A 24,952-nucleotide genomic window follows, 5' to 3' on the forward strand; every position below is an offset into this window, starting at 1 on the left:
GTTAGTTCTGCTCGTATTCACCGTTAACAACAGTCGCCTGAACGTTATAATCACGATCAAAAATAGCCAGGTTTGCAACCATGCCTTTTTTGATGGCACCCAGTTTATTATCAACACTAATTGCCCGTGCTGGATAAAGGGTAGCCATGCGAATCGCTTCGTCCAGGGCGATACCTGCATGCTCGACACTGTTTTGAACCGCTTCAATCATGGTAAGTGCCGAGCCACCAAGTGTGCCATTTTCGTCAACACACTTGCCATCCCGATAATATACTTTCTTACCGACAAAAATAAAGTGATCCATGTCTGCTCCTGCAGGTGCAGTTGCATCAGTCACTAAAACAAGTTTTTCGCCTTTCATGCGATGTGCCATGCGAATATTTGCATAATCAACGTGGAATCCATCAGCAATAATGCCGGCATAGACATCTGGCGTGTCATAGATTGCGCCAACCATCCCCGGTTCACGGCCGGCGATAGGTGTCATGGCATTGAACAGGTGAGTCGCAAAGCTGATACCCGCCGCAAAACCTTTACGTGCTTCTTTATAGGATGCATTGGTATGCCCTGCTGAAACAACAACACCGGCTTCAACCAGTTGTTCGATATGCTCCTGAGCGTTTTGTTCAGGGGCAAGAGTTACTTTGGTGACGATATCTGCGTTCTCGCAGATGGTTTTGATCATTGCATCATCTGAACGACGGATGTGGTCAACGCTGTGAATACCTTTTTTCATCACATTCAGGTAAGGACCTTCAAGGTGCAAACCCAGTGAATGGTTCTGATACCTGCTGTGATATTCGCGAGCTGCGGTGATCACAGCTTTCATATCTTCATCAGAAGAGGTGATCAGAGTCGGCAGGAAGCTTGTGCAACCAGACTTCAGGTTGGCACGGTGCATGGTATGAATGGTGTCAGCATTGATTTTGTCATTCAGCATCACCCCACCGCAACCATTTAGCTGCAGGTCGATGAAACCAGGGGTCAGGTTAGCCCCTTCAAGATCAACGGATTTGATATCATTTGGCAGCTCAGCTACCGGGCAAACAGCGTGAATGTTCACGCCATCAATTATGACGGCGTGGTTATTCAGCACATCGCTACCGGTAAAAATACGACAATTGGTAAGCGCGTACATGAACATTTCCTTTTATGTTAAAGGTTATTGTAACGATTCACCTTCTTGCTATTTCGTTTAATAGCAAGAAGGTGATCATTTATAGTTAAAGGTGTTTAATATTTTGTGCTTCCAGTTCCTGAAAGTATTTTACGGTTTTTACTTTCAGTTCCTGGGTGGCTGGTTCATCACATACAACCAGTGATTTAGGGTGCAGTTGCAGTGCCGAAACCGTCCACAGGTGGTTTACTGAGCCTTCAACAGCCGCCTCAAGAGCTTGTGCTTTGTTATGGCCAGTCACCAAAATCATGATTTCAGCAGAATCAAGCAGGGTACCGACACCAATAGTCAGTGCGTATTTCGGAACCTGATTGATGTCACCATCAAAGAAACGAGAGTTCGCGATGCGGGTATCTTGCGTCAGCGTTTTGATACGAGTACGAGAGGATAATGAAGACGCTGGCTCATTAAATGCGATGTGGCCATCGTTGCCGACACCGCCCATGAACAGGTTGACTCTACCGTAAGATTTAATTTTATCTTCATAACGCTGACATTCAGTTTCGTGATCTTCTGCGTTACCATTCAGGAGATTGATATTTTCGTCTTGAATATCAATGTGATTGAAAAAGTTGTTATACATGAAGCTACGATAAGATTCCGGATGATCGGCTGGAATGCCGATATATTCGTCCATATTGAAAGTCACAACATGCTTGAAACTTACTTCACCAGCTTCATAAAGCTCAATAAGACGCTTGTATGTCGTTAAAGGAGTGCCACCGGTAGGTAAACCAAGTACAAAAGGACGTTCTGCCGTTGGTTCAAATTTGTTAATACGATCAGCAATATAGCGAGCAGACCATAAACCTACATCTTTCGCGTTAATAAGTGGGATTAGTCTCACGGTGACACCTCATTCAAGATAGATAAAACAAAATAATTGTAGTGGCATAGCGCCTTTGTTTCGAATCATAAAATAAGTTTTATGATCGGGCTAGCAAAATCGCCTGGATCTTGCTCCAGCAGGTGACTAAGATCACAAATGACGACGTTTTAATTTGCGGTGCGAAATAAACTTCTTACACTGATGATGACTTTATCAAATAGCCGAAGTAAGTTATCTGATAACCAAATCTAAGAGAACCAATTAGGGGGAACTAACGGTGAATATTCTTGGGTATTTTCAAAAAGTAGGTAAAGCATTGATGGTGCCGGTCGCCACTCTGCCTGCCGCTGCAATTTTAATGGGTATTGGTTACTGGATTGATCCGAATGGCTGGGGTGCAAACAGTGCGCTTGCTGCTTTTCTAATCAAGGCTGGTGGTGCAATTATTGAAAACATGTCTGTACTGTTCGCCGTCGGTGTAGCGTATGGTATGTCTAAAGATAAGGATGGTGCAGCTGCCCTATCTGGTTTTGTTGGTTACCTGGTAGTTACAACACTTCTTGCGCCTGGTGCGGTGGCGCAGATCCAAGGTATCGACGCAAGTGCTGTTCCTGCGGCATTTGGTAAGATTGAAAACCAGTTTGTCGGTATCCTTGTCGGTATTGTTTCTGCTGAAATCTACAACCGTTACTCGGCGGTTGAACTGCACAAAGCACTGGCGTTCTTCTCTGGTAAGCGTCTGGTCCCTATTCTGACATCTGTTGCCGGTATCTTTATTGCTTTTGTTCTAATGTATGTTTGGCCTGCAATCTTCAATAGCCTGGTATCTTTCGGTGAAGGTATTCAGGGGCTGGGTGAAGCAGGTGCGGGTATCTACGCATTCTTCAACCGTTTGTTAATTCCTGTTGGTTTGCACCACGCACTGAACTCTGTATTCTGGTTTGATGTGGCTGGTATTAACGACCTGCCAAACTTCCTGGGTGGCGCGAAGTCAATTGCTGACGGTGTTGCAACTCCGGGTGTTACCGGTATCTACATGGGTGGTTTCTTCCCAATTATGATGTTCGGTCTGCCAGGTGCTGCGCTTGCGATGTACCACACGTCTAAGGCGAAGAACAAAGAAAAAGTCGCCTCTATCATGATCGCCGCTGGTTTCGCATCATTCTTCACTGGTGTGACTGAGCCGCTAGAATTTGCCTTCATGTTCCTAGCACCAGGTCTATATGTCATTCACGCAGCACTGACTGGTCTGTCTGTATACATCGCAGCTTCAATGCAGTGGATTTCAGGCTTTGGTTTCTCTGCGGGTTTCGTTGATATGTTCCTGCAGTCACAGAACCCACTAGCTACTAACTGGTACATGCTGATTGTTCAGGGTCTGGTATTCTTCGGCCTATACTACGCAATCTTCCGCACTGTCATCATTAAGTTCAACTTAAAGACTCCAGGTCGTGAAGATGACGATGTTGAAGAAAGCGGTATTACCGGTTCAAAAGAAACTGGTGAACTGGCTAAGCAATACCTGAAAGCTCTTGGCGGCCACGGCAACCTTGAAAACATCGATGCTTGTATCACGCGTCTACGTCTTACTCTGAAAGATAGCAGCCTTGCTAATGAGAAGACTCTGAAAGCGTTAGGTGCAATGGGTGTGGTTAAACTAGGTTCAAACAACCTGCAGGTTATCCTCGGCCCACTAGCAGAAATCGTCGCTGGCGAAATGAAAAAAATCCCGGCATCAGAAGACCTGTCTTCTGTAAAACTTCCTTAATTACTCGGTTTTTATAGTAATTGAAGAGTTAGTAACAATGTAATAGCTGGCTCCCGATTGGGAGCCAGTTTCTTAATAGGCTTATACCAATTCCATTAATTATCTGATCAATTCAGCGAGAGTTAAAATGCTTTTAGACAAGGCAATAAATTGAAAATCTAGTGGCTCTAAATTGAGATTTATTAACGTAGTATAAAAGCATTTTAAACTCGCCCAAAGGGAACACCACTGAAAGCCCATTTCGGTGTCTAGCGATTTCAAAAGAGAACCACTCTTCTATCAATCGCTATCCTTGAACTTGACTCCCAGTGGTGTTCTGAATGGTTAGATAATTAATGGATTTGGTATTACCCATGAGCTTATCAAGAAGCTGCTGTTGTAGTTTCAACCTTCAAATTTTCGTAATTTTAAGGTGTTGGTTTTTTCATCTTTGATGGTGAAGTCCTGAGTGGAATGTTGTTGCTTGGCACCTAATTTGGGGCCATAAAAAAAATTGGATGTACTTAACCCCGCTTTTGCGGGGTTTTTTTATACATATCGATAAACAATGCATACTATTTGTTGAGTAGTGACCCATATTTATGGATCATAGTGAGTTCTAAAATCCTGTAAGCACACGAGGTCTAATTGATGAGTGATTCTGAAGCTCGTCCAACTAACTTTATCCGCCAGATTATTGATGCGGATTTAGCAAGTGGCAAACATACAAGCGTACATACCCGATTCCCGCCGGAGCCCAATGGTTACCTGCATATCGGTCATGCTAAATCAATTTGTTTGAACTTCGGTATTGCTCAGGACTATCAGGGACAATGTAATCTTCGTTTTGATGATACTAACCCTGAGAAAGAAGACATCGAATACGTTGAGTCTATTAAGAACGATGTTAACTGGTTGGGCTTTGAATGGAGCGGTGAGATTTGTTACTCATCAAACTATTTCGACAAGCTATACGGGTTTGCTATTGAATTAATTAATAAAGGCTTAGCGTATGTTGATGAGCTAAGTCCCGAGCAAATGCGTGAGTACCGTGGCAACTTGACCGAGCCTGGTAAAAATAGTCCATACCGCGATCGTAGCGTAGAAGAAAACCTTCAGCAGTTCGAAAAGATGAAGAACGGCGAAATCGAAGAAGGTAAAATGTGTCTTCGTGCGAAAATCGATATGGCATCACCGTTTATGGTCATGCGTGATCCGGTTATCTACCGAGTGCGTTTTGCCGACCACCACCAGACCGGTGACAAGTGGTGCATTTACCCAATGTACGACTTCACGCACTGTATTTCAGATGCGCTAGAAGGTATTACGCACTCTATCTGTACGCTGGAGTTCCAAGATAACCGTCGTCTGTACGACTGGGTATTGGAAAACATCACAATCGAATGCCTGCCACATCAGTACGAGTTCAGCCGCCTGAACCTTGAGTACACGGTAATGTCAAAACGCAAACTGAACCAGTTGGTGACGGATAACCTGGTTTCAGGTTGGAATGATCCTCGTATGCCAACAATTTCTGGCCTGCGTCGTCGTGGTTTCACGTCTGCTTCAATTCGCGAGTTCTGTAAGCGAATCGGTGTAACGAAGCAAGAAAATACCATTGAAATGGGTTCATTAGAATCTTGTATTCGTGACGATCTGAACGAGAATGCACCACGTGCAATGGCTGTTCTTGATCCTGTGAAGGTTGTGATTGAAAACTTCACCTGCGATGCTGAAATATTAACGGTAAGCAATCACCCAAACCAGCCAGAAATGGGCACGCGTGAAGTCCCTTTCACTCGTGAAGTTTGGATTGAGCGTGAAGATTTCCGCGAAGAAGCGAACAAGAAGTACAAGCGTCTGGTACTAGGTAAAGAAGTGCGTTTACGTGGCGCCTATGTGATTAAAGCTGAGCGTATTGAAAAAGATGCGGAAGGTAACATCACTACCATTTTCTGTACGTACGATAACGAAACATTGGGCCAAAACCCAACTGACGGTCGTAAAGTGAAAGGTGTTATTCATTGGGTATCTGCAGATGCAGGTGTTCCAGCTGAAATTCGTCTATATGATCGCCTGTTTACAGTACCAAACCCTGCGGCAGAAGATGACTTTGTCTCTGTTATCAACCCTGAGTCACTCACCGTGATGAAAGGTTTTGTTGAGCCGAGCCTTAAGACTGCGGAAGCTGAAAAAGCTATCCAGTTTGAACGTATTGGCTATTTCTGTGCTGATAACAAAGATTCTTCAGCTGAGAATCTTGTATTCAACCGTACAGTAGGTCTTCGTGATACTTGGGCTAAGATTGGCGACTAAAGCCGGTTATAAATGACCAAATAAAAAACCAGCCAATAATTGGCTGGTTTTTTTTGATGAGCAGTCAGGCTAGCAGTGAGAGCCTTGTTTGCAGAAGATCTTATTTGCCGTTATGCAGGCTTGGATCTTCATTACAATCACCGCCCATGCAGTTACCATACAGATATAGGCTATGGTTAGTCAGACGTACATTGAAACTAGCGGCAATTTCTTTTTGACGTTGTTCGATAATTTCATCTGAAAACTCAATAACTTTGCCACAATCCAGACAAACCAGGTGGTCGTGATGATGTTGAGTCGCTAGTTCGAAAACAGATTTGCCGCCTTCGAAGTGGTGGCGCGTGACAATGCCCGCATCATCAAATTGGTTTAATACGCGGTAAACCGTCGCCAAGCCAATTTCTTCACCAATATCGATCAATTTCTTATACAAATCTTCAGCACTAATGTGTTGGCAGTCAGGTTGCTGCAGCACTTCCAGGATCTTAAGACGAGGAAGTGTAACTTTTAAGCCTGCTTGCTTAAGCGCTTGATTATTATCTGACATCCGAGTTTCCTATTGGCTATCCGCAAAACAAGCTGAGATAGTCTTTCTCATATCTGTTCATTATAAGTGACGACAGGGTAACAATAAACCTTAAAAAGAAATGAATCCATGAGATATGTAACTTTTCTTTAGTTTATGAAAATGTTGGGTATTTGTATGTATTTGTCATCGATGTGCATAGATAAGTGGTCTAACAGGTGAAACGGGGACGGTATTTACGAAAAAAATACAGTATCGCCAGGAGGAAGAACATGGGAATGGAGGAGTAGATTTGGAGGATGAGGCAAAATATCTGGTTGAGAAGTAGAAAAAACGCGCCTGTTTGGCGCGTTTCATTATATTTTGCAGACGATTGGTATAAATCGGCTTGCGTATTAGTCAGCTAATTCAGCAAGGCACATTTCTTCGTAAATCTGCTTAACCCACTTATCAACGCGCTCTTCAGTTAGCTCTGGCTGGCGATCTTCATCAATACATAGACCGATAAAGGTCTTGTCATCAACTAGAGCTTTAGATGCTTCAAATTCAAAGCCATCAGTAGGGAAGTGGCCAACAATCGTTCCGCCGCGCGCTTCAACGATATCACGAACGGTACCCATGGCATCACAGAAGTACTCTGCGTAATCTTCCTGATCACCACAACCAAAAATAGCGACAAGCTTGGTCGAGAAATCAATACCTTCAAGCTCAGGGAAGAAGTCATCCCAATCACATTGTGCTTCACCGTAGTACCACGTTGGGATACCCAGAAGCAGAAGATCAAAATTATCGATATCTTCTTTGCTGCTTTTCGCGATATCTTTTACTTCAACAAGGCTTTTGCCTAGTTGTTTCTGAATCATTTTCGCGACAGCTTCGGTATTACCTGTGTCGCTACCAAAGAAGATTCCTACACTCGCCATAGTAGAGATTACCCGTATATTAATTATTGGACGTTATTATACCGATCTCACTAATTAAGTGAACAACTCAGAGTTGCATCAATCGTTTGATCGCGAGTTAAATTGTTGAAGACATAGCTATTGCATGTTGAAACAATTTCGGTATGTACGATTTGTGTCAGTCAGATTAGGGTTGCCCCCAGATTTTCAAAGATAATTACTGCAGATCGCGATTATCTGGTCATCAAAACTTAGCTCAGGCCTGCACCTTCCCAGCTAAGCTGGATCAGACCTTTAGTGATAAAGCCAGCACAGCCTAGAAATAGCACCAACCAAACAACCTTACGACCGAATGGTGGGACGTTACCTTGTTTCAATACATCTTTGATGGCCATACCGATAAAGAAGAATATTGCGGCAAATAACAAATCTAGCCCGATAGACTCAAGCAAATCCATGTATTCATATAGCATACTCTCTCCTTACAATATCCGAGCCTGATGCGGACTATAACATGACACTTGCTCACTGCTATACCCAAGTAACCTCAAGATGCTCGTTTCAGCGAGAATTTCCGGGCACTAAGGTCAGGCGCTGATTTGCAGATATAGTCGCTCTACATCAAAAATCAGCAACGCAACATTAGTGCTTGGAAAACTCGCCCTTCGGGAGTGATCCAGCCAGCCCACTTCTGTGTCAAATGCACTCGAAAGGACCAGTCATTCCTTCGCACATTTTCCTTAAATTGAACTGGCTGGCATCACTCTGAATCCTGCATCTTGAGGTAACTTGGGTATAATGCTAAGGACGCTGTAAAAAGGTGAGAATGATCCGGTTCACGGTTTCTGGTTTTTCGGCATGCAGCCAGTGGCCGGTATTTGCCACCATATGGGCTTTTGCCTGCGGAAATTGTTTCGCAATCGCTTCGCGGTGTTCCGGTAAGATGTATTCGGATCCTTGACCTTTAATGAATAAAGTCTTGCCTTGGAACGGTGGCAGCTCATTCCAGCCCATAATGGTGGCGTAATTGGCAATTAATCCTTCGACATTAAAGCGCCACTGGTAACCGTTTTCGCTTTTAGCAAAAGATTTCAGCAAAAACTGACGAACACCTGGTTCGATAATATGCCGGGCCAGGTAGGTCTCAGCTTCACTGCGGTTACTTACCATGCGATTCGCCACTTCACGCAGACCGGCAAAGACATTTTGATGGCGATGTACCTGATAATGAACAGGCGCGATATCAAGTACGATAAGATGATTCATCCGTGCTGCCGCTAACTCTGTCAGCGCCATCGCGACTTTGCCGCCCATTGAATGCCCTATCACAGAGAAGATCTCAATATCTAACTGCTCAACGACGGTTAAGATATCGTTAGCCATTTCATGATAGGTAAAGGTCTCGGCGTGAGGGGATTTTCCATGATTGCGAAGATCGATGCTGATCACTTTGTAATTATCTTTTAATGATCTGGCGAGCAGCCCCAGATTATCTGAACTGCCAAACAAACCATGGATCAAAATGATCGCATCCCCCTGGCCTTCAACACGATAATGAAGATTCACTGACTATTTTCTCTTATTAGGTATGGTATTTACCGTAGAGTATAACCCCGGATCACGTTATAATCGCACCGTGATTTTTAAACGGAACGATAATGAACACTACGATGAAGACTATTGAAGTAGACGAAGAGCTATATCGTTATATCGCCAGTCAAACCCAGCATATCGGCGAAAGCGCATCCGATATTTTGCGTCGTTTACTATTGATGACTGAAGAACAACAACGTGAGGTTGTGCTGCCTGTGCGTCCTAAAGGTATTGTGGTAAGCAAAGACGCGGGTAATGAGCCAAGAACAGATCGTGTGAAAGAAATGCGAACTTTGCTTATTTCTGATGAATTTGCGGCACAAGAGAAAGCCATAGGACGTTTTATGCTGATCTTGTCTTCACTTTATCGCATCGATTCTGAAGGCTTTATCGAAGCTGCTTCGATTAAAGGTCGTACCCGCGTTTACTTTGCTGATAACGAAGAAACTTTACTTGCGAGTGGTAAAACGACTAAGCCGAAAGTTATTCCAGAGACTCCTTTCTGGGTGATTACGAATACAAATACAGATCGCAAACGGCAGATGGTTGATCAGTTTATGGCCAAAATGAGCTTTAATGCTGACATTATCGAAAAAGTGTGCGGTGAAATTTAACTGGCAGTATGCCTTTCGTTTACAAGGATAAGTTAATGGCGATCCATCCTCGTGCGGGCCAACGCGCTCAGCAAGAAGATATGCATAATATCCCTGCATTAGTTGCAAACTATTTTCTCATTGAGCCGAGTGCTTCAAATCCACAGCAGCAAGTCGCCTTTGGTACTTCTGGTCATCGTGGAACGGCTGATAAAGGGACGTTTAACCAGCATCATATCTGGGCTATTGCTCAGGCGGTTGCTGAGGTGCGTGCTGAAAATGGTGTAACTGGTCCACTTTTCTTAGGCAAAGATACCCACGCATTATCAGAGCCAGCATTTACTTCTACCTTAGAAGTGCTGGTTGCTAACAATGTCAAAGTCGTGATTCAGGAAGGTAAAGGTTATACGCCAACTCCGGGTATTTCCCACGCCATTCTTTGTCATAACGTGGCAAATGCTGATAAGGCGGATGGTATTGTGATCACGCCATCTCACAACCCGCCTCAAGATGGTGGCATCAAGTACAACCCTGTGCATGGTGGCCCAGCGGAAGGTGAGCTGACTTCTGCCATTGAAAAACGCGCCAATGAAATCATTGCCAATGGCCTGGTGGATGTTAAGCGTGTCTCTATTCAAGAGGTATCTGCCAGCGATTTAGTTGTTGAGAAAGAGCTTGTTGCTCCTTATGTTGATGATCTGGTAAATGTTATCGACATGGCTGCGATCCAAAAAGCCAATCTGAAAATTGGTGTTGATCCGCTTGGAGGCTCTGGTATCGAGTACTGGCGTCATATTGCGACACATTACGGTCTCGATCTGACATTGGTTGATGAATCTATCGATCCGTCATTCCGCTTTATGTCTCTCGACAAAGACGGTGTGGTGCGTATGGATTGTTCTTCACCATACGCAATGGCTGGTCTTCTTGCGCATAAAGACAATTACGACCTAGCGTTCGGTAACGACCCTGATTATGATCGTCACGGTATTGTAACCCCGGCTGGTCTGATGAACCCTAACCATTTCTTGGCTGTGTGTATTGATTACCTTTACCGCCATCGCCCTGAATGGAGCCAGGATGTTGCCGTTGGTAAAACATTAGTTTCAAGTGCACTGATCGACCGCGTTGTGGCTGATCTTGGCCGCGAATTGTGCGAAGTGCCAGTAGGCTTCAAATGGTTCGTTGATGGTTTGTATTCTGGAAAACTTGGCTTTGGTGGTGAAGAAAGTGCCGGTGCTTCGTTCTTGCGTATGAACGGTACGCCATGGTCAACAGACAAAGACGGTATTCTTTTGTGTCTGCTTGCGGCAGAAATTACAGCGGTAACGGGTAAGAACCCGCAGCAATACTATGAAGAGCTTGCTGCTAAACACGGTGCGTCTGAGTATAACCGCCTGCAAGCTGTTGCTAATGGTGAGCAGAAAGCGGTACTGAGTAAGCTGTCTCCTGAAATGGTTGCCGCTGAAACGTTAGCGGGTGATGCCATTACTGCCCGCCTGACGCATGCGCCAGGCAACGGTGCGGCGATCGGTGGTCTGAAAGTAACGACTGATAACGGCTGGTTTGCTGCTCGTCCGTCAGGTACGGAAGACATTTACAAGATTTATTGTGAGAGCTTTAAAGGTAAGGAGCATTTGAGCCTTATTGAAAAAGAAGCACAAGAAATAGTCAGTAAAGTCTTTGCTGATGCTGGTTTGTAATTAATTGTGAGCATATTAATTACGGTTTGTTCGTAATTAATTAAGCGCAGTTAATAGAGAAAACGCCTTCATTTTAACAAGTGAGGGCGTTTTTTTATGCATGGAGATTTTTTGAGTGCTTTAATTCTGCTGGCCAGTGATCGGGTACCACAAACCATACCTGGTTATCAGCTGATAGCGCTTGAGTCGGGGTGCTCAGCCCATTAATATCCAGCGGTTTTGACAGCTGATCATAGCGTGGCGGGGCTAACCATTGTGGTTTATTCAATAGCTTTAATGGCATTTCCTCAGCCTGGATCTCTTTTAATTGAGAACGAAAACACCATCGACCGGTTAATACGTTGGGGTTAATCGCAATGTCAGATCCTTGTTCATGACCACAATGGGAGCTGAACAAGCGGCCCTGCATGATCAGTCGCTTCACTTTTGGCTGACCGTATATTCCTTGTAATTGTTCCTTATAAGCAGGGTGTTCACACAACATCAGTTGATGTTCAACCATCCGGCCTATTTTTTTATCGAGGCGATCGGCCGCATTCGGTCCCAGCCATTGTCTCTGGTAAGCGAGATAAAATTTAATCGCAACTTCCCAATGCTCCAGTTGGTTGGTTTGCCGATTTAAGACAAAAAAGTCGATAGCCCCTAGGGTTCTATTTTGCCAATGAAGCTGGATTTCTTCAGCAACTAACTGATAGTGAGGATGTGCTTCAATGATTTGTTGCCATAACCATTGGTAGTAAAAACCGAGGCGCCTGTTTCCTTGATAGGGGGTGACTTCAGGTATCAACGCGTTTTCTCTAAAATGCGCAAACCATGCTTCATCGACCTGATAAGGTGTATTAAGAGTCAGTGTAGGGCAATGCAATACCGCCTTGATGTTGTTTTCATATTGCTGGTGGTTTGTTGCGTTATTGTAAGCAAATGACATCTGTACTCTCTGTGTCTATTTTTTATTCGGAAGATATCTTATTAATAGCGCAATGTGGTCGAGAATTACACGGTTCGTTGTAGTCTTATTATAGTAAATGGATTAAAGTAACTACAGATCAGACCAGTTATCAGGAGGCAAGATGTACACTCGATTCTCACTTTACCGCATTATTTTACGTCGTACTTTTGTTGTGCTTGCCGGGGTTTTATCATTCCCGGTTGTTGTCTTCTTGCCGATCTCACTACGATCACGTTTTTACAGTTATCTGCATCGTGTCTGGCTGAAAACAAGCACAAAACCGGTCTGGTTAAAACAGACTGAGCACGGTGTGAAAGAGCTTTTCTAATTTGACTCTGATTTGCTCTGAAAGATTGAAAAAGCTGCAGCGATGCAGCTTTTTTGCTATTTGTTATATGACAAAAGCTAATACCAAATCCATTAACTATCTGAATGGTTAGATAATTAATAGATTTGGTATAAAATATTGGTGACTGGAGAAAAGGGATCAAGAATGAATAACCTGAAATTGGAAGCAGCATTAAATACGCTGTTAAGTCCGCACCTGATTAAAGATTACTGCCCGAATGGCTTGCAGATCGAAGGCAAGTCAGAAGTAAAGAAAGTCATTACCGGTGTTACTGCCTGCCAGGCGTTGATTGATCGCGCGATTGAAGCCAACGCTGATGCCATCCTGGTACACCACGGTTTTTTCTGGAAAGGAGAGCCTTCCGAAATCCGCGGTATGAAATTCAACCGCATTAAAGCGCTAATCGAAAATGGCATTAATCTCTATGCCTATCATCTGCCGTTAGATGTGCATCCTGAATTGGGTAACAACGCGCGGTTAGCACAGCTACTGGATATTGAAGTTCTTGGTGGGTTAGAAGAAGGGAATCCGTGCTCAGTTGCCATGTATGGTCAGCTGGATGAAGCGGTGAGTGGTGAAGATCTAGCTTCACGCATTGCGATTGCTCTTCATCGCGAACCCCTACATATTGGTGATAATGCGCCTGCAACGATTAAAACCGTCGGCTGGTGTACAGGTGGTGGGCAGGATTTCATTGAGCTGGCTGGACAAAAAGGGCTTGATGCTTTTATTTCTGGCGAGGTATCAGAGCGTACTGTCCATATCGCGCGTGAAATGGGTATTCACTATTTCAGTGCCGGCCATCATGCCACTGAACGTTATGGCATAAAAGCATTGGGTGAGTGGTTAGCCCGGGAACATCAACTGGATGTGGGATTTATTGATATCGATAATCCGGTTTAAAATGTAAGTATCGAGTGACGAGGATCTAGTTTCTCGTCACTCGTTTTTCTAGTTACTCTCTTTCGTGAAGTGGCTGAAATTCACGTTGAAGCTTACCGGTATAAAGCTGACGTGGTCGGCCAATACGGTTAGTTGGATCACTGTGCATTTCGCTCCAGTGCGCAATCCAGCCAACGGTACGGGACATTGCGAAAATAACGGTAAACATCGAAACGGGAATACCGATTGCTTTCAGGATAATACCTGAGTAGAAATCAACATTCGGATACAGCTTTTTGTCGATGAAGTACGGATCGGAAAGAGCGATGCGCTCAAGTTCCATCGCGACGTCAAGTAGTGGATCCTGAATATTCAGCTCGTCTAATACTTCATGACATGCTTCACGCATTACGGTGGCGCGTGGGTCATAGTTTTTATAAACGCGGTGACCAAAGCCCATTAGGCGGAATGGGTCATCTTTATCTTTCGCGCGCTCAACAAACTCAGGGATCTTATCAACGCTGCCAATTTCTTCCAGCATTCTCAGACACGCTTCATTCGCGCCACCATGCGCCGGGCCCCATAGTGAGGCAATACCCGCAGCAATACATGCAAATGGGTTAGCACCAGAAGATCCCGCCAGACGGACTGTCGAGGTGGATGCGTTTTGTTCATGATCTGCGTGCAGAGTAAAGATTTTGTCCATTGCACGCGCAACGACAGGGCTGACTTCATATTCTTCACACGGTGTTGCAAACATCATGTGTAGAAAGTTCTCAGCATAATCAAGATCATTTCGTGGGAAAATGAACGGTTGACCGATTGAATACTTGTAACACATTGAAGCCAGTGTCGGCATTTTTGACAACAGACGGAATGCCGTGATCTCACGGTGTTCATCATTATTAATGTCTAATGAGTCATGGTAAAACGCCGCCAAGGCTCCAACCACACCACACATTACTGCCATAGGGTGAGCATCTCGACGGAAGCCGTGGAAGAAGCTGGCAATTTGTTCATGAACCATGGTGTGACGGGTAACCGTGGTACGGAATTGCTGGTACTGGGCGCGAGTAGGGACTTCGCCATATAACAGTACGTAACAGACTTCTAAATAGTCTGCATTGTTGGCTAATTGGTCGATAGGGTAGCCGCGGTGAAGCAGAATACCTTTATCGCCATCAATGTAGGTAATTTGAGATTCACATGATGCAGTGGCTAGAAAACCAGGGTCGAATGTAAAGTAACCGTTAGCGCCAAGTTTGCGCACATCAATGACTTCTGGCCCCTGGGAGCCCCCGATAATCGGCAGTTCGATAGGTGCTTCCCCTTCAATGTGAAGAGTAGCTTTCTTATCTGCCATAACAATCTCCTTTGCTATTATTATAATCCTGATCCAAGACGGATGTATTCTAGTTGTACCGTTTGCCACGCCAATTGTCAATTTTCGTGCTTTTTTGTACGCGCTTGTTAACAACTCTGAAGTAAATGGTACAAATATCTCAAATCGTGTTAGAGGTCATGTAACACGGTTTGTGTTTGGTTGTTACGAGGCGTATACTCGCGGCAGGTCTCTGGTTAAGCTGATGCCAGAAGTGAATGGATAAGTTATCAACAATATTAGTTACTTAGGTTGAAAGTTTTTTTTGTCACTAAAGGCACAAAACTGCAACCAAAGGTTATGGAGTTGTTACTCTTATTCGTTGGCATAGCACTGGGCCGGAGAGTTTAATAAAAATAATATGCTTCAATGGAGCTGAGTGGGCAAACACGTGAAAGTTAAAAAGCCAAGACCTGTCAACCTCGACCTACAGACGATTCGCTTCCCTCTGACAGCGATTGCGTCGATCTTACATCGTGTATCAGGCGTTATTACGTTTGTTTCTGTTGCAATTCTACTTTGTTTATTAGGCCTTTCCCTTTCTTCCCCTGAGGGTTTCGCAAGTGCTGCCAACATTGTTGACAGTTTTTTTGTGAAATTTGTTTTATGGGGCGTACTGACAGCATTGTTCTATCACATTGTGTTGGGCGTGCGTCATTTATTGATGGACATGGGATATTTTGAAGAAATGGATACCGGCATTGCGAGCACCAAAGTGAGCTTCGCAATTGTAGCGGTTCTTGCTGTCTTCGCAGGAGGCCTAGTATGGTAAACAATGTATCAACAGTCGGCCGTAATGGTATTCACGATTTTATCCTGATCCGCGCGACTGCAATCATCTTAACCTTTTACACCATTTATATGGTCGGATTCTTTGCATTCGGCCCGGATCTGAGCTACGAAACCTGGACGGCTTTCTTTGGCAAGCTGAGTACCAAGGTTTTCACCATGCTGGCGTTGATGTCAATCCTGATTCATGCCTGGATTGGCCTCTGGCAGGTGCTAACTGACTACATTAAGCCTGCGGCATTGCGCGCGGGCATCCAGTTCGGCGTTGTAGTGGTCCTTTTTGTTTACCTGTTTTCAGGTTTCTTCATTTTGTGGGGTGTGTAAGTGAGCATTGCAGTTCGTGAGTTTGATGCCGTTGTAATCGGTGCCGGTGGTGCAGGTATGCGCGCCGCACTGCAAATTTCTGAACAAGGCCTTAGCTGTGCCTTGTTATCTAAAGTGTTTCCTACCCGTTCCCATACCGTGTCAGCACAAGGGGGGATCACCGTTGCGCTAGGTAACTCGCATCCTGATAACTGGCAATGGCACATGTATGACACCGTAAAAGGTTCTGATTATATTGGTGATCAGAATGCTATTGAGTATATGTGTCAGAATGGCCCCAAATCTGTGATTGAACTTGAAAAAATGGGTCTTCCTTTCTCTCGTTTTGATGACGGTACTATTTATCAGCGCCCGTTTGGTGGTCAGTCAAAAGCATTTGGTGGCGAACAAGCGGCACGTACCGCTGCAGCGGCTGACCGTACTGGCCATGCACTTCTTCATACGCTGTACCAGCAAAACATCAAACACAAAACGACGATTTTCTCTGAGTGGTACGCGCTGGATCTGGTTAAAAACCAAGATGGCGCCATTTTAGGCTGTACGGCCCTTTGTATGGAAACCGGCGAGATTTGTTATTTCAAATCAAAAGCAACCATTTTGGCGACAGGTGGTGCAGGCCGTATCTATGCCTCGACGACCAATGCCCATATTAATACCGGTGATGGTGTCGGTATGGCACTGCGTGCCGGCGTGCCGATGCAAGATATCGAAATGTGGCAGTTCCACCCAACGGGGATTGCTGGTGCCGGTGTTCTGGTAACAGAAGGTTGTCGTGGCGAAGGTGGCTACCTTCTCAATAAAGACGGTGAGCGTTTCATGGAACGTTATGCGCCCAATGCCAAAGATCTTGCTGGCCGTGATGTTGTAGCCCGTTCAATGATGATTGAAATCCGAGAAGGCCGTGCTTGTGATGGTCCTTGGGGTCCACACATTAAACTTAAGCTTGATCACTTGGGTAAAGACGTACTCGAATCACGTCTGCCTGGTGTGTGTGAGCTTTCGCGTACTTTTGCCCACATTGACCCGGTTAAAGAACCCATCCCTGTTATTCCGACTTGTCACTACATGATGGGGGGGGTGCCAACTCAGATTTCGGGCCAGGCACTGAAACAAAATAGCGCGGGCATCGATGAAGAAATTCAAGGTTTGTTTGCCTGTGGTGAAATCGCTTCTGTATCGGTTCACGGTGCCAACCGTCTGGGTGGAAATTCACTGCTTGACCTGGTGGTTTTTGGTCGTGCGACGGGTCTTCATCTTGGCGAAACGCTGGCAGCACAATCTGAGGCTCGCCCAGCAACTGAATCGGATATCGAAGCATCGCTAGCACGTGTTAATCGCTGGAATTCAACCCAAAAAGGCGAAGATCCAGTGCAAATCCGTAAAGATCTGCAACAGTGCATGCAGAACAACTTCTCGGTATTTAGAGAAGGTGAAGCCATGGCGAATGGTTTAGCCGAGCTTAAAGTTATCCGTGAGCGTTTGAAAGAAGCACGCCTGGATGATACTTCTACCGAATTTAACACTCAGCGTATTGAGTGTTTAGAACTTGATAACCTGATGGAAACGGCATACGCGACAGCGGTTGCGGCAAATTTCCGTACTGAAAGTCGTGGTGCCCATGCTCGCTTCGACTTCCCTGATCGTGATGATGAGAACTGGCTATGTCATTCAATTTACAACCCCGAGACAGAAGAAATGTCTAAGCGTGCGGTAAATATGGAGCCTATTCATCGCGAAGCATTCCCACCGAAAGCTCGCACATACTAGGGAAGGGAAGAAAGATGAACCTGAATTTCTCAATTTATCGTTACAATCCAGATGTTGATAATGCCCCTCATATGAAGGGCTATAACCTGGAAGTGCCTGATGGCTCTGACATGATGGTACTGGATGCGCTGATCTTGCTGAAAGAACAAGATCCAAGCTTAGCTTTCCGTCGTTCATGTCGTGAAGGGGTGTGTGGATCTGATGGTCTTAACATGAATGGTACAAACGGGCTGGCATGTATCACTCAGCTATCGGCGTTGACCGGCGAAAAAACCATTGTCATTCGTCCATTGCCAGGTTTACCTGTTGTCCGTGATCTGATCATCGATATGGAACAGTTCTATGTCAACTATGAGAAGGTGAAGCCGTTCCTTGTTGATGATGGTGTGCAGCCTCCTGCTCGTGAAAACCTGCAATCACCGGAAGAGCGCGCGCATCTTGATGGCCTGTATGAATGTATTATGTGTGCATGTTGTTCGACATCATGCCCGTCATTCTGGTGGAATCCCGATAAATTCATCGGACCTGCCGGCTTGTTGGCAGCCTATCGCTGGCTAATTGATAGCCGGGATAATGCAACCGATGAACGATTATCGGATCTTGACGACGCTTTTAGTGTTTTTCGTTGCCATGGCATCATGAACTGTGTAAATGTTTGTCCTAAAGGACTAAATCCGACAAAAGCGATTGGTCATATTAAATCAATGCTGCTTAAACGTGCGGTATAAATAAATCAAATTATCGATATGCTGGCCTCCTGGTTTTTATATTCAGTGGCCAGCTTTTAAGCCCGGCCAAGAGACCGGAGTAAATGGCGATAACTAGTGGTTAAGGGAAAACAATGCAGAACGGCGTTATGAAGGCATGGCTTGAGTCTTCACACCTAGCTGGCGCCAATGCGACTTATGTAGAAGACCTCTACGAGTTGTATCTTAGCGACCCAGAATTAGTTGATGAACAATGGCGAAGCGTTTTCGGCGAATTGCCTGTGGTGAATGAAGCGGTTGTTGAACAGCCTCATTCTCGTGTTCGTGATTACTTCCGACGTCTGGCGAAAGAGACAACCCATCTAAGCGCTACCGTCAGTGATCCAGATGTGGATGTTAAGCAGGTTAAGGTATTGCAGCTAATTAACGCATACCGTTTCCGTGGGCATCAACATGCAAACTTAGATCCCCTGGGGTTATGGCAACAGGATCGTGTTTCAGAATTAGATCCTGAATTCCACAACTTAACGGCGGATGATTTTAACGAAAGCTTCAATGTCGGCTCTTTTGCTGTCGGCCAAGAAACGATGAAGCTGTCTGAAATCTACGATGCACTCAAGAAAACCTATTGCGGTTCGATTGGTGCTGAATACATGCATATTACTAACACAGACGAGAAGCGTTGGGTCCAGCAACGTCTTGAATCGGTTGTTGGTACGGGGACATTCAGTAAAGAAGAGAAGCAGTGTTTTCTCGAAGAGTTAACGGCAGCAGAAGGTCTTGAACGTTACCTTGGTGCAAAATTCCCTGGTGCTAAACGTTTCTCGTTGGAAGGTGGTGATGCACTGATCCCGATGATGAAAGAGCTGATCCGCCATGCGGGAAGTCAGGGTGTGCGTGAAGTTGTTGTTGGTATGGCTCACCGTGGCCGCCTGAATATGCTGGTCAACGTGCTGGGTAAGAAGCCGCAAGACTTGTTTGATGAGTTCGCGGGTAAGCATGGCGAGAGCTGGGGGACCGGTGATGTAAAATACCACCAGGGTTTCTCTGCTGATTTCGCTACGCCGGGTGGCGATGTGCATTTGGCATTAGCATTTAACCCATCTCACCTCGAAATTGTTAACCCTGTCGTTGTGGGTTCTGTTCGTGCGCGTCAGGATCGTTTAAGCGATACCGATGGCTCGAAAGTGCTTCCTATCACCATCCATGGTGACTCGGCAATTGCAGGGCAGGGCGTGGTGGCTGAAACATTTAATATGTCTCAGGCCCGTGGTTATCGTGTTGGCGGTACGGTACGTATCGTTGTCAATAACCAGATTGGCTTTACCACCTCAAACCCGCAAGATATGCGTTCAACAGATTATTGTACTGATATCGCGAAGATGGTTCAGGCACCGATTTTCCACGTTAATGCTGATGATCCGGAAGCGGTGGCTTTTGTTACTCGCATTGCATTTGATTTCCGTAATACGTTTAAGCGTGACGTCGTTATCGATCTCGTCTGTTATCGACGTCATGGTCACAATGAAGCCGATGAGCCGAATGCCACTCAGCCTTTGATGTATCAGAAGATTAAGAAGCATCCTACTCCTCGTAAGATTTACGCTGATGCGTTAAGTGATGGCAGTGGTGTGGAACTGGAAACAGCGACGGGCCTTATCAACGAATATCGTGATGCACTTGACCGCGGTGAATGCGTGGTGAAAGAGTGGCGTCCGATGAAGCTGCACTCTGTTGACTGGTCTCCGTACCTCGGGCATGACTGGACTGTGGATTGGGCAAGTAAAGTTGGTAGCAAGCGACTGCATGAATTAGGTCAGCGTATCTGTCAGTTCCCTGAAAGCCACAAGCTTCAGAGCCGAGTACAGAAACTGTATAACGATCGTTTATTAATGCTTGCGGGCGATAAGCTTGTTGATTGGGGTATGGCTGAAACATTGGCTTATGCCACTTTAGTTGATGAAGGTAATCGTATTCGTATTACCGGTCAGGATTCTGGTCGGGGTACATTCTTCCACCGCCATGCAGTATTGCATAACCAAGGCGATGCAAGCACTTATGTTCCTCTTGCCAATCTACATGATAAGCAAGGCCCGTTCGAAGTTATTGACTCGGTGTTATCTGAAGAAGCGGTGTTAGCCTTTGAATATGGCTATGCGACGGCAGAACCTGGCGGTCTGACTATTTGGGAAGCGCAGTTTGGTGACTTTGCCAACGGTGCACAGGTAGTTATCGATCAGTTCATCAGTTCTGGTGAGCAGAAGTGGGGACGTATGTGTGGCTTAACCATGCTGTTACCACACGGTTATGAAGGCCAGGGGCCAGAACACTCCTCTGCACGTCTTGAGCGTTACCTGCAACTTTGCGCTGAGCAAAATATGCAGGTTATCGTACCGTCGACGCCGGCCCAGGTTTATCACATGCTGCGCCGCCAGGTTGTTCGTCCGATGCGTCGTCCGATGATCGTGATGTCGCCGAAGTCGCTACTACGCCATCCTCTGTGTGTATCAACAATGGAAGATTTAGCTGAGGGTACGTTTAAGCCTGCTATCGGGGAAATCGATTCACTCGATCCGACACAAGTAAAACGTGTTGTCTTCTGCTCTGGTAAGGTCTATTACGATCTTCTTGATCAACGTCGTAAAAACGAACAGACAGATGTTGCCATTGTTCGGATTGAACAGTTATACCCATTCCCTAAAGATGATGTTGAAGCTACGTTGGCTGATTATCAGCATGTCACTGATTTTATTTGGTGTCAGGAAGAGCCACAAAACCAAGGTGCTTGGTATTCTAGCCAGCATAACTTCCGCTCTGCGTTGCCGAAAGGTGCTGAGCTGAACTATGCCGGTCGCCCGGCATCTGCATCACCGGCTGTAGGTTACATGTCGGTTCACTTGAAACAACAGAAAGCGTTAATTGAAGACGCTCTGACAATCGCCTAATAAGAGCTGGAACAAAAAGGAAAAAGCCGATATGACAATCGAAATTCTGGTTCCCGATTTACCTGAATCAGTTGCTGATGCAACCGTGGCAACTTGGCATAAACAGCCTGGTGATACCGTTACACGTGATGAAGTTCTGGTTGATATCGAAACAGACAAAGTGGTGCTGGAAGTTCCGGCACCAGAAGATGGTATTTTAGAAGCAATTCTTGAAGCCGATGGCACAACGGTTTTATCTAAGCAGTTGATCGGTAAGATTAAAGTCGGTGTGATTGCTGGTGAACCGACTAAGGATGTACCGGCAGAAGCTGAAGCATCGCCGACTAAGCGTAGTAAAGCTTCTTTAAGTGAAGAGACAAGCGAAGCATTAAGCCCTGCTGTTCGTCGTCTGCTTGGTGAACACAGCATTCAAGCATCCGCGGTGAAAGGCACTGGTGTTGGCGGCCGTATCACACGTGAAGACGTCGAAGCCTTTTTGAAGCAAGCTAAAGCTGCTCCCGCTCCTGCTGCTCCAGTAGTTGAAGCGAAGGTTGAAGCACCACTGGCACATCGCAGCGAAAAACGTGTTCCTATGACACGTTTGCGCAAGCGTGTCGCTGAGCGTCTGCTGGAAGCGAAAAATAGTACCGCAATGCTAACTACTTTCAACGAAGTAAACATGAAGCCAATCATGGACCTTCGTAAGCAGTACAAAGACATCTTTGAAAAGCGCCATGGCATTCGCCTGGGCTTTATGTCTTTCTACGTGAAAGCCGTTGTAGAAGCGCTGAAACGTTTTCCTGAAGTCAATGCCTCGATTGATGGTGATGATATTGTTTATCATAACTTCTTCGATGTAAGTATCGCAGTATCGACTCCTCGTGGCCTGGTGACTCCGGTACTTCGTGACTGTGACAAGCTTAGCCTTGCTGAAATCGAGAAAGGGATCCGTGAACTCGCCATCAAAGGCCGTGACGGTAAGTTAACGGTTGACGAGCTGATTGGCGGTAACTTCACTATCACTAACGGTGGTGTGTTTGGTTCGCTGATGTCGACACCAATCATTAACCCGCCACAAGCCGCTATTTTGGGCATGCATAAAATTTCTGACCGCCCAATGGCCGTTGATGGCAAAGTCGAAATCCTGCCAATGATGTACCTGGCACTCTCTTATGACCACCGTTTGGTTGATGGCAGTGAGTCGGTACGTTATCTGGTTACGATTAAAGAATTGTTAGAAGATCCAACCCGTCTGCTACTAGACGTTTAATACCTGTTTTTACAGCTTAAGCCGGACAGGCTCAACGTCCGGCTTAGATCAAGCTGTCAGGTATCACTGACGAAGAAATACCCAAGAGTATTTTAAATGGATATAACAGTCTCCAATGGATATAGCAGTCCAAAGGGATATGAAAATGGATAGAACATCATGAATCTGCATGAATATCAGGCAAAACAGCTTTTCGCTGAGTACGGTCTGCCAGTTCCGGAAGGCTATGCTTGTGACACACCGCAAGAAGCTGCAGAAGCTGCGGGTAAAATCGGTGGTGACAAGTGGGTTATCAAATGTCAGGTTCACGCTGGTGGGCGTGGTAAAGCGGGTGGTGTTGAACTACACGACACGAAAGATGGCCTGAAAAAATTTGCACAAAAGTGGCTGGGTAAAAACCTGGTGACATACCAAACAGACGCCAACGGTCAGCCGGTTACAAAAATCCTGGTCGAAGAAGCATCAAACATCGTTAATGAGCTGTACCTGGGCGCGGTGGTTGATCGCGCTTCTCGTCGTATCGTTTTCATGGCATCTACTGAAGGTGGTGTTGAAATCGAGAAAGTGGCTGAAGAAACCCCTGAGCTGATCCACAAAGCGGCGATTGATCCATTGGTTGGTCCACAGCCATACCAAGGTCGCGAGCTGGCATTCAAGCTTGGCTTGAAAGGGGATCAAATTAAGCAGTTTACAAAAATCTTCCTCGGTCTTGGCAACATGTTTGCTGATTACGATCTGGCGCTGCTTGAAATTAACCCGCTGGTTATTACGGGTGATGACAGTCTCGTTTGTCTGGATGGTAAAATTAACATCGATTCAAACGCAATGTACCGTCAGCCAAAACTGCGTGATATGCACGATTCATCTCAGGAAGATAAACGTGAAGCGCATGCTGCACAGTGGGAACTGAACTACGTAGCACTAGACGGCAATATTGGTTGCATGGTTAACGGCGCGGGTCTTGCAATGGGTACGATGGATATCGTCAACCTGCACGGCGGCCAGCCAGCAAACTTCCTGGATGTTGGTGGTGGTGCGACAAAAGAGCGTGTAACGGAAGCATTTAAAATTATCCTGTCAGACAGTAACGTAAGAGCGGTACTGGTCAATATCTTCGGCGGTATCGTTCGTTGTGACCTTATTGCAGAAGGCATCATTGGTGCAATCGCAGAAGTGGGCGTTGAAGTGCCGGTTGTTGTTCGCCTGGAAGGTAACAATGCAGAAGTAGGTACGGCTAAGCTAGCTGAAAGTGGTCTGAATATTATAGCTGCGACTTCCTTAACTGAAGCAGCGGAAAAAGTTGTTGCTGCAGCGGAGGGTAAATAATGTCAGTTTTAATCAATAAAGACACCAAAGTGATCTGTCAGGGCTTCACGGGTGGTCAGGGAACTTTCCACTCAGAGCAAGCTATTGCGTACGGTACACAAATGGTTGGTGGTGTATCACCAGGCAAAGGGGGAACCACTCACCTGGGCCTGCCGGTTTTCAACACCGTTCGTGATGCAGTTGAAGCTACTGGTGCAACAGCAACGGTTATCTATGTACCTGCACCATTTTGTAAAGACGCGATCCTTGAAGCAATCGATGCGGGTATCGAGCTGATCATTACGATTACTGAAGGCATTCCAACCCTGGATATGCTGGATGTTAAAGTGCGTCTAGATGAAGCCGGCGTGCGTATGATTGGTCCTAACTGCCCGGGTGTGATCACGCCTGACGAGTGTAAGATTGGTATCATGCCTGGCCACATCCACAAGGCGGGTAAAGTTGGTATTGTCTCTCGCTCTGGTACCTTAACTTACGAAGCTGTTAAGCAAACAACTGATGAAGGTTTCGGCCAGTCTACTTGTGTCGGTATTGGTGGTGATCCAATTCCGGGATCTAACTTCATCGACGTGCTGGAAATGTTTGAGAAAGATCCGGCGACTGAAGCCATCGTGATGATTGGTGAGATCGGCGGTACTGCTGAAGAAGAAGCGGCAGCTTATATCAAAGCGAACGTCACTAAACCTGTGGTTTCTTACATTGCAGGTGTTACGGCGCCTCCGGGTAAGCGCATGGGTCACGCCGGTGCGATTATTTCTGGTGGTAAAGGTACAGCAGAAGATAAATTTGCTGCCCTTGAAGAAGCAGGTGTTAAGACGGTGAAAAGTCTGGCCGATATCGGTACAGCACTACGCGAAGTAACAGGTTGGTAGTTAATACCACTCGGGATAATTGTCCC

At 45.7% G+C, this 24,952-nt stretch carries 22 protein-coding genes; 14 read left to right on the forward strand and 8 right to left on the reverse strand.

The window, feature by feature from the left end; genetic code table 11:
• Nucleotide 1: 1 nt before the first annotated feature.
• Together nagA and nagB are read right to left on the reverse strand one after the other, a co-directional pair.
• The gene (gene nagA, locus L4D76_RS16130) at nt 2-1,138 is read right to left on the reverse strand and encodes an N-acetylglucosamine-6-phosphate deacetylase (RefSeq protein ID WP_428441920.1); all 1,137 of its coding nucleotides are present in this window, start codon (nt 1,136-1,138) and stop codon (nt 2-4) included.
• Between the two features lie 85 nt (nt 1,139-1,223).
• Entirely contained in the window at nt 1,224-2,024 is an 801-nt protein-coding gene (gene nagB, locus L4D76_RS16135; protein ID WP_428441921.1) for a glucosamine-6-phosphate deaminase, read from the reverse strand.
• A gap of 259 nt (nt 2,025-2,283) precedes the next feature.
• Between nagB and nagE the strand changes: the two genes are divergently transcribed.
• Together nagE and glnS are read left to right on the forward strand one after the other, a co-directional pair.
• A complete protein-coding gene (nagE, locus tag L4D76_RS16140) occupies nt 2,284-3,774 on the forward strand; it encodes an N-acetylglucosamine-specific PTS transporter subunit IIBC (RefSeq protein WP_428441922.1) in 1,491 nt (496 codons plus the stop codon).
• A gap of 630 nt (nt 3,775-4,404) precedes the next feature.
• Nucleotides 4,405-6,069, forward strand: coding sequence for a glutamine--tRNA ligase (glnS, locus tag L4D76_RS16145; RefSeq protein WP_428441923.1), 1,665 nt, complete (start codon nt 4,405-4,407; stop codon nt 6,067-6,069).
• Between the two features lie 100 nt (nt 6,070-6,169).
• Here glnS and fcrX read toward each other — a convergent pair whose 3' ends face one another.
• The 4 genes from fcrX to L4D76_RS16165 all read right to left on the reverse strand — a co-directional run bounded on the left by fcrX (nt 6,170) and on the right by L4D76_RS16165 (nt 9,063).
• Entirely contained in the window at nt 6,170-6,616 is a 447-nt protein-coding gene (fcrX, locus tag L4D76_RS16150; RefSeq protein WP_428441924.1) for a ferric iron uptake transcriptional regulator FcrX, read from the reverse strand.
• A 374-nt stretch (nt 6,617-6,990) separates the two neighbouring features.
• Nucleotides 6,991-7,518 carry a flavodoxin FldA gene (fldA, locus tag L4D76_RS16155; protein WP_428441925.1) on the reverse strand — a complete coding sequence of 176 codons (528 nt, stop codon included), beginning with the start codon at nt 7,516-7,518 and terminating at the stop codon, nt 6,991-6,993.
• Nucleotides 7,519-7,748: 230 nt separating this feature from the next.
• The gene (locus tag L4D76_RS16160; protein WP_428441926.1) at nt 7,749-7,970 is read right to left on the reverse strand and encodes a DUF2788 domain-containing protein; all 222 of its coding nucleotides are present in this window, start codon (nt 7,968-7,970) and stop codon (nt 7,749-7,751) included.
• A 328-nt stretch (nt 7,971-8,298) separates the two neighbouring features.
• Nucleotides 8,299-9,063 carry an alpha/beta fold hydrolase gene (locus L4D76_RS16165; protein WP_428441927.1) on the reverse strand — a complete coding sequence of 255 codons (765 nt, stop codon included), beginning with the start codon at nt 9,061-9,063 and terminating at the stop codon, nt 8,299-8,301.
• Nucleotides 9,064-9,167: 104 nt separating this feature from the next.
• Between L4D76_RS16165 and seqA the strand changes: the two genes are divergently transcribed.
• A complete protein-coding gene (gene seqA / locus L4D76_RS16170; RefSeq protein ID WP_428441970.1) occupies nt 9,168-9,704 on the forward strand; it encodes a replication initiation negative regulator SeqA in 537 nt (178 codons plus the stop codon).
• A gap of 35 nt (nt 9,705-9,739) precedes the next feature.
• A complete protein-coding gene (gene pgm / locus L4D76_RS16175; protein ID WP_428441928.1) occupies nt 9,740-11,386 on the forward strand; it encodes a phosphoglucomutase (alpha-D-glucose-1,6-bisphosphate-dependent) in 1,647 nt (548 codons plus the stop codon).
• A gap of 94 nt (nt 11,387-11,480) precedes the next feature.
• On the opposite strand, the gene L4D76_RS16180 is transcribed toward pgm, so the two are convergent.
• Nucleotides 11,481-12,314, reverse strand: a complete 834-nt coding sequence (locus L4D76_RS16180) for a DUF1853 family protein (RefSeq protein WP_428441929.1) — start codon at nt 12,312-12,314, stop codon at nt 11,481-11,483.
• A gap of 142 nt (nt 12,315-12,456) precedes the next feature.
• Here L4D76_RS16180 and L4D76_RS16185 point away from each other — a divergent pair, with 142 nt between their 5' ends.
• Nucleotides 12,457-12,663, forward strand: coding sequence for a DUF2517 family protein (locus tag L4D76_RS16185; protein ID WP_428441930.1), 207 nt, complete (start codon nt 12,457-12,459; stop codon nt 12,661-12,663).
• A 165-nt stretch (nt 12,664-12,828) separates the two neighbouring features.
• Nucleotides 12,829-13,587 carry a Nif3-like dinuclear metal center hexameric protein gene (locus L4D76_RS16190; RefSeq protein WP_428441931.1) on the forward strand — a complete coding sequence of 253 codons (759 nt, stop codon included), beginning with the start codon at nt 12,829-12,831 and terminating at the stop codon, nt 13,585-13,587.
• 52 nt (nt 13,588-13,639) lie between these two features.
• On the opposite strand, the gene L4D76_RS16195 is transcribed toward L4D76_RS16190, so the two are convergent.
• Nucleotides 13,640-14,929 carry a citrate synthase gene (locus L4D76_RS16195; protein ID WP_428441932.1) on the reverse strand — a complete coding sequence of 430 codons (1,290 nt, stop codon included), beginning with the start codon at nt 14,927-14,929 and terminating at the stop codon, nt 13,640-13,642.
• A gap of 397 nt (nt 14,930-15,326) precedes the next feature.
• On the opposite strand from L4D76_RS16195, the gene sdhC reads away from it, so the two are divergent.
• The 8 genes from sdhC to sucD all read left to right on the forward strand — a co-directional run bounded on the left by sdhC (nt 15,327) and on the right by sucD (nt 24,926).
• Nucleotides 15,327-15,719: a succinate dehydrogenase cytochrome b556 subunit gene (sdhC, locus tag L4D76_RS16200; RefSeq protein ID WP_428441933.1), complete on the forward strand. Its 393-nt coding sequence runs from the start codon at nt 15,327-15,329 to the stop codon at nt 15,717-15,719.
• Nucleotides 15,713-16,060: a succinate dehydrogenase, hydrophobic membrane anchor protein gene (gene sdhD / locus L4D76_RS16205; protein WP_428441934.1), complete on the forward strand. Its 348-nt coding sequence runs from the start codon at nt 15,713-15,715 to the stop codon at nt 16,058-16,060. The genes sdhC and sdhD overlap by 7 nt, the downstream gene beginning before the upstream one ends.
• Nucleotides 16,061-17,827 (forward strand): succinate dehydrogenase flavoprotein subunit, encoded by a 1,767-nt coding sequence (sdhA, locus tag L4D76_RS16210; protein ID WP_428441935.1) that lies wholly within the window; start codon nt 16,061-16,063, stop codon nt 17,825-17,827.
• A 14-nt stretch (nt 17,828-17,841) separates the two neighbouring features.
• Entirely contained in the window at nt 17,842-18,555 is a 714-nt protein-coding gene (locus L4D76_RS16215; protein ID WP_428441936.1) for a succinate dehydrogenase iron-sulfur subunit, read from the forward strand.
• A 113-nt stretch (nt 18,556-18,668) separates the two neighbouring features.
• A complete protein-coding gene (gene sucA / locus L4D76_RS16220) occupies nt 18,669-21,479 on the forward strand; it encodes a 2-oxoglutarate dehydrogenase E1 component (protein WP_428441937.1) in 2,811 nt (936 codons plus the stop codon).
• Between the two features lie 31 nt (nt 21,480-21,510).
• Nucleotides 21,511-22,728, forward strand: coding sequence for a 2-oxoglutarate dehydrogenase complex dihydrolipoyllysine-residue succinyltransferase (gene odhB, locus L4D76_RS16225; protein WP_428441938.1), 1,218 nt, complete (start codon nt 21,511-21,513; stop codon nt 22,726-22,728).
• A 159-nt stretch (nt 22,729-22,887) separates the two neighbouring features.
• A complete protein-coding gene (gene sucC / locus L4D76_RS16230) occupies nt 22,888-24,054 on the forward strand; it encodes an ADP-forming succinate--CoA ligase subunit beta (RefSeq protein ID WP_428441939.1) in 1,167 nt (388 codons plus the stop codon).
• Nucleotides 24,054-24,926: a succinate--CoA ligase subunit alpha gene (sucD, locus tag L4D76_RS16235; RefSeq protein WP_428441940.1), complete on the forward strand. Its 873-nt coding sequence runs from the start codon at nt 24,054-24,056 to the stop codon at nt 24,924-24,926. The genes sucC and sucD overlap by 1 nt, the downstream gene beginning before the upstream one ends.
• Nucleotides 24,927-24,952 lie beyond the last annotated feature (26 nt).

The sequence above is a fragment of the Photobacterium sagamiensis genome, from assembly GCF_050337085.1.
GTDB lineage: Bacteria > Pseudomonadota > Gammaproteobacteria > Enterobacterales > Vibrionaceae > Photobacterium > Photobacterium sagamiensis.

Excerpts from the sequence above, each read along its gene's own strand:
- fcrX (WP_428441924.1), bottom strand. The coding sequence starts at position 6,616 with ATGTCAGATAATAATCAAGCGCTTAAGCAAGCAGGCTTAAAAGTTACA.
- L4D76_RS16160 (WP_428441926.1), bottom strand. The coding sequence starts at position 7,970 with ATGCTATATGAATACATGGATTTGCTTGAGTCTATCGGGCTAGATTTG.
- L4D76_RS16185 (WP_428441930.1), top strand. The coding sequence starts at position 12,457 with ATGTACACTCGATTCTCACTTTACCGCATTATTTTACGTCGTACTTTT.
- pgm (WP_428441928.1), top strand. The coding sequence starts at position 9,740 with ATGGCGATCCATCCTCGTGCGGGCCAACGCGCTCAGCAAGAAGATATG.
- seqA (WP_428441970.1), top strand. The coding sequence starts at position 9,168 with ATGAAGACTATTGAAGTAGACGAAGAGCTATATCGTTATATCGCCAGT.
- glnS (WP_428441923.1), top strand. The coding sequence starts at position 4,405 with ATGAGTGATTCTGAAGCTCGTCCAACTAACTTTATCCGCCAGATTATT.
- L4D76_RS16190 (WP_428441931.1), top strand. The coding sequence starts at position 12,829 with ATGAATAACCTGAAATTGGAAGCAGCATTAAATACGCTGTTAAGTCCG.
- nagA (WP_428441920.1), bottom strand. The coding sequence starts at position 1,138 with ATGTACGCGCTTACCAATTGTCGTATTTTTACCGGTAGCGATGTGCTG.
- sdhD (WP_428441934.1), top strand. The coding sequence starts at position 15,713 with ATGGTAAACAATGTATCAACAGTCGGCCGTAATGGTATTCACGATTTT.
- odhB (WP_428441938.1), top strand. The coding sequence starts at position 21,511 with ATGACAATCGAAATTCTGGTTCCCGATTTACCTGAATCAGTTGCTGAT.
- L4D76_RS16180 (WP_428441929.1), bottom strand. The coding sequence starts at position 12,314 with ATGTCATTTGCTTACAATAACGCAACAAACCACCAGCAATATGAAAAC.
- sucC (WP_428441939.1), top strand. The coding sequence starts at position 22,888 with ATGAATCTGCATGAATATCAGGCAAAACAGCTTTTCGCTGAGTACGGT.
- sucA (WP_428441937.1), top strand. The coding sequence starts at position 18,669 with ATGCAGAACGGCGTTATGAAGGCATGGCTTGAGTCTTCACACCTAGCT.
- sucD (WP_428441940.1), top strand. The coding sequence starts at position 24,054 with ATGTCAGTTTTAATCAATAAAGACACCAAAGTGATCTGTCAGGGCTTC.
- L4D76_RS16215 (WP_428441936.1), top strand. The coding sequence starts at position 17,842 with ATGAACCTGAATTTCTCAATTTATCGTTACAATCCAGATGTTGATAAT.
- L4D76_RS16195 (WP_428441932.1), bottom strand. The coding sequence starts at position 14,929 with ATGGCAGATAAGAAAGCTACTCTTCACATTGAAGGGGAAGCACCTATC.
- fldA (WP_428441925.1), bottom strand. The coding sequence starts at position 7,518 with ATGGCGAGTGTAGGAATCTTCTTTGGTAGCGACACAGGTAATACCGAA.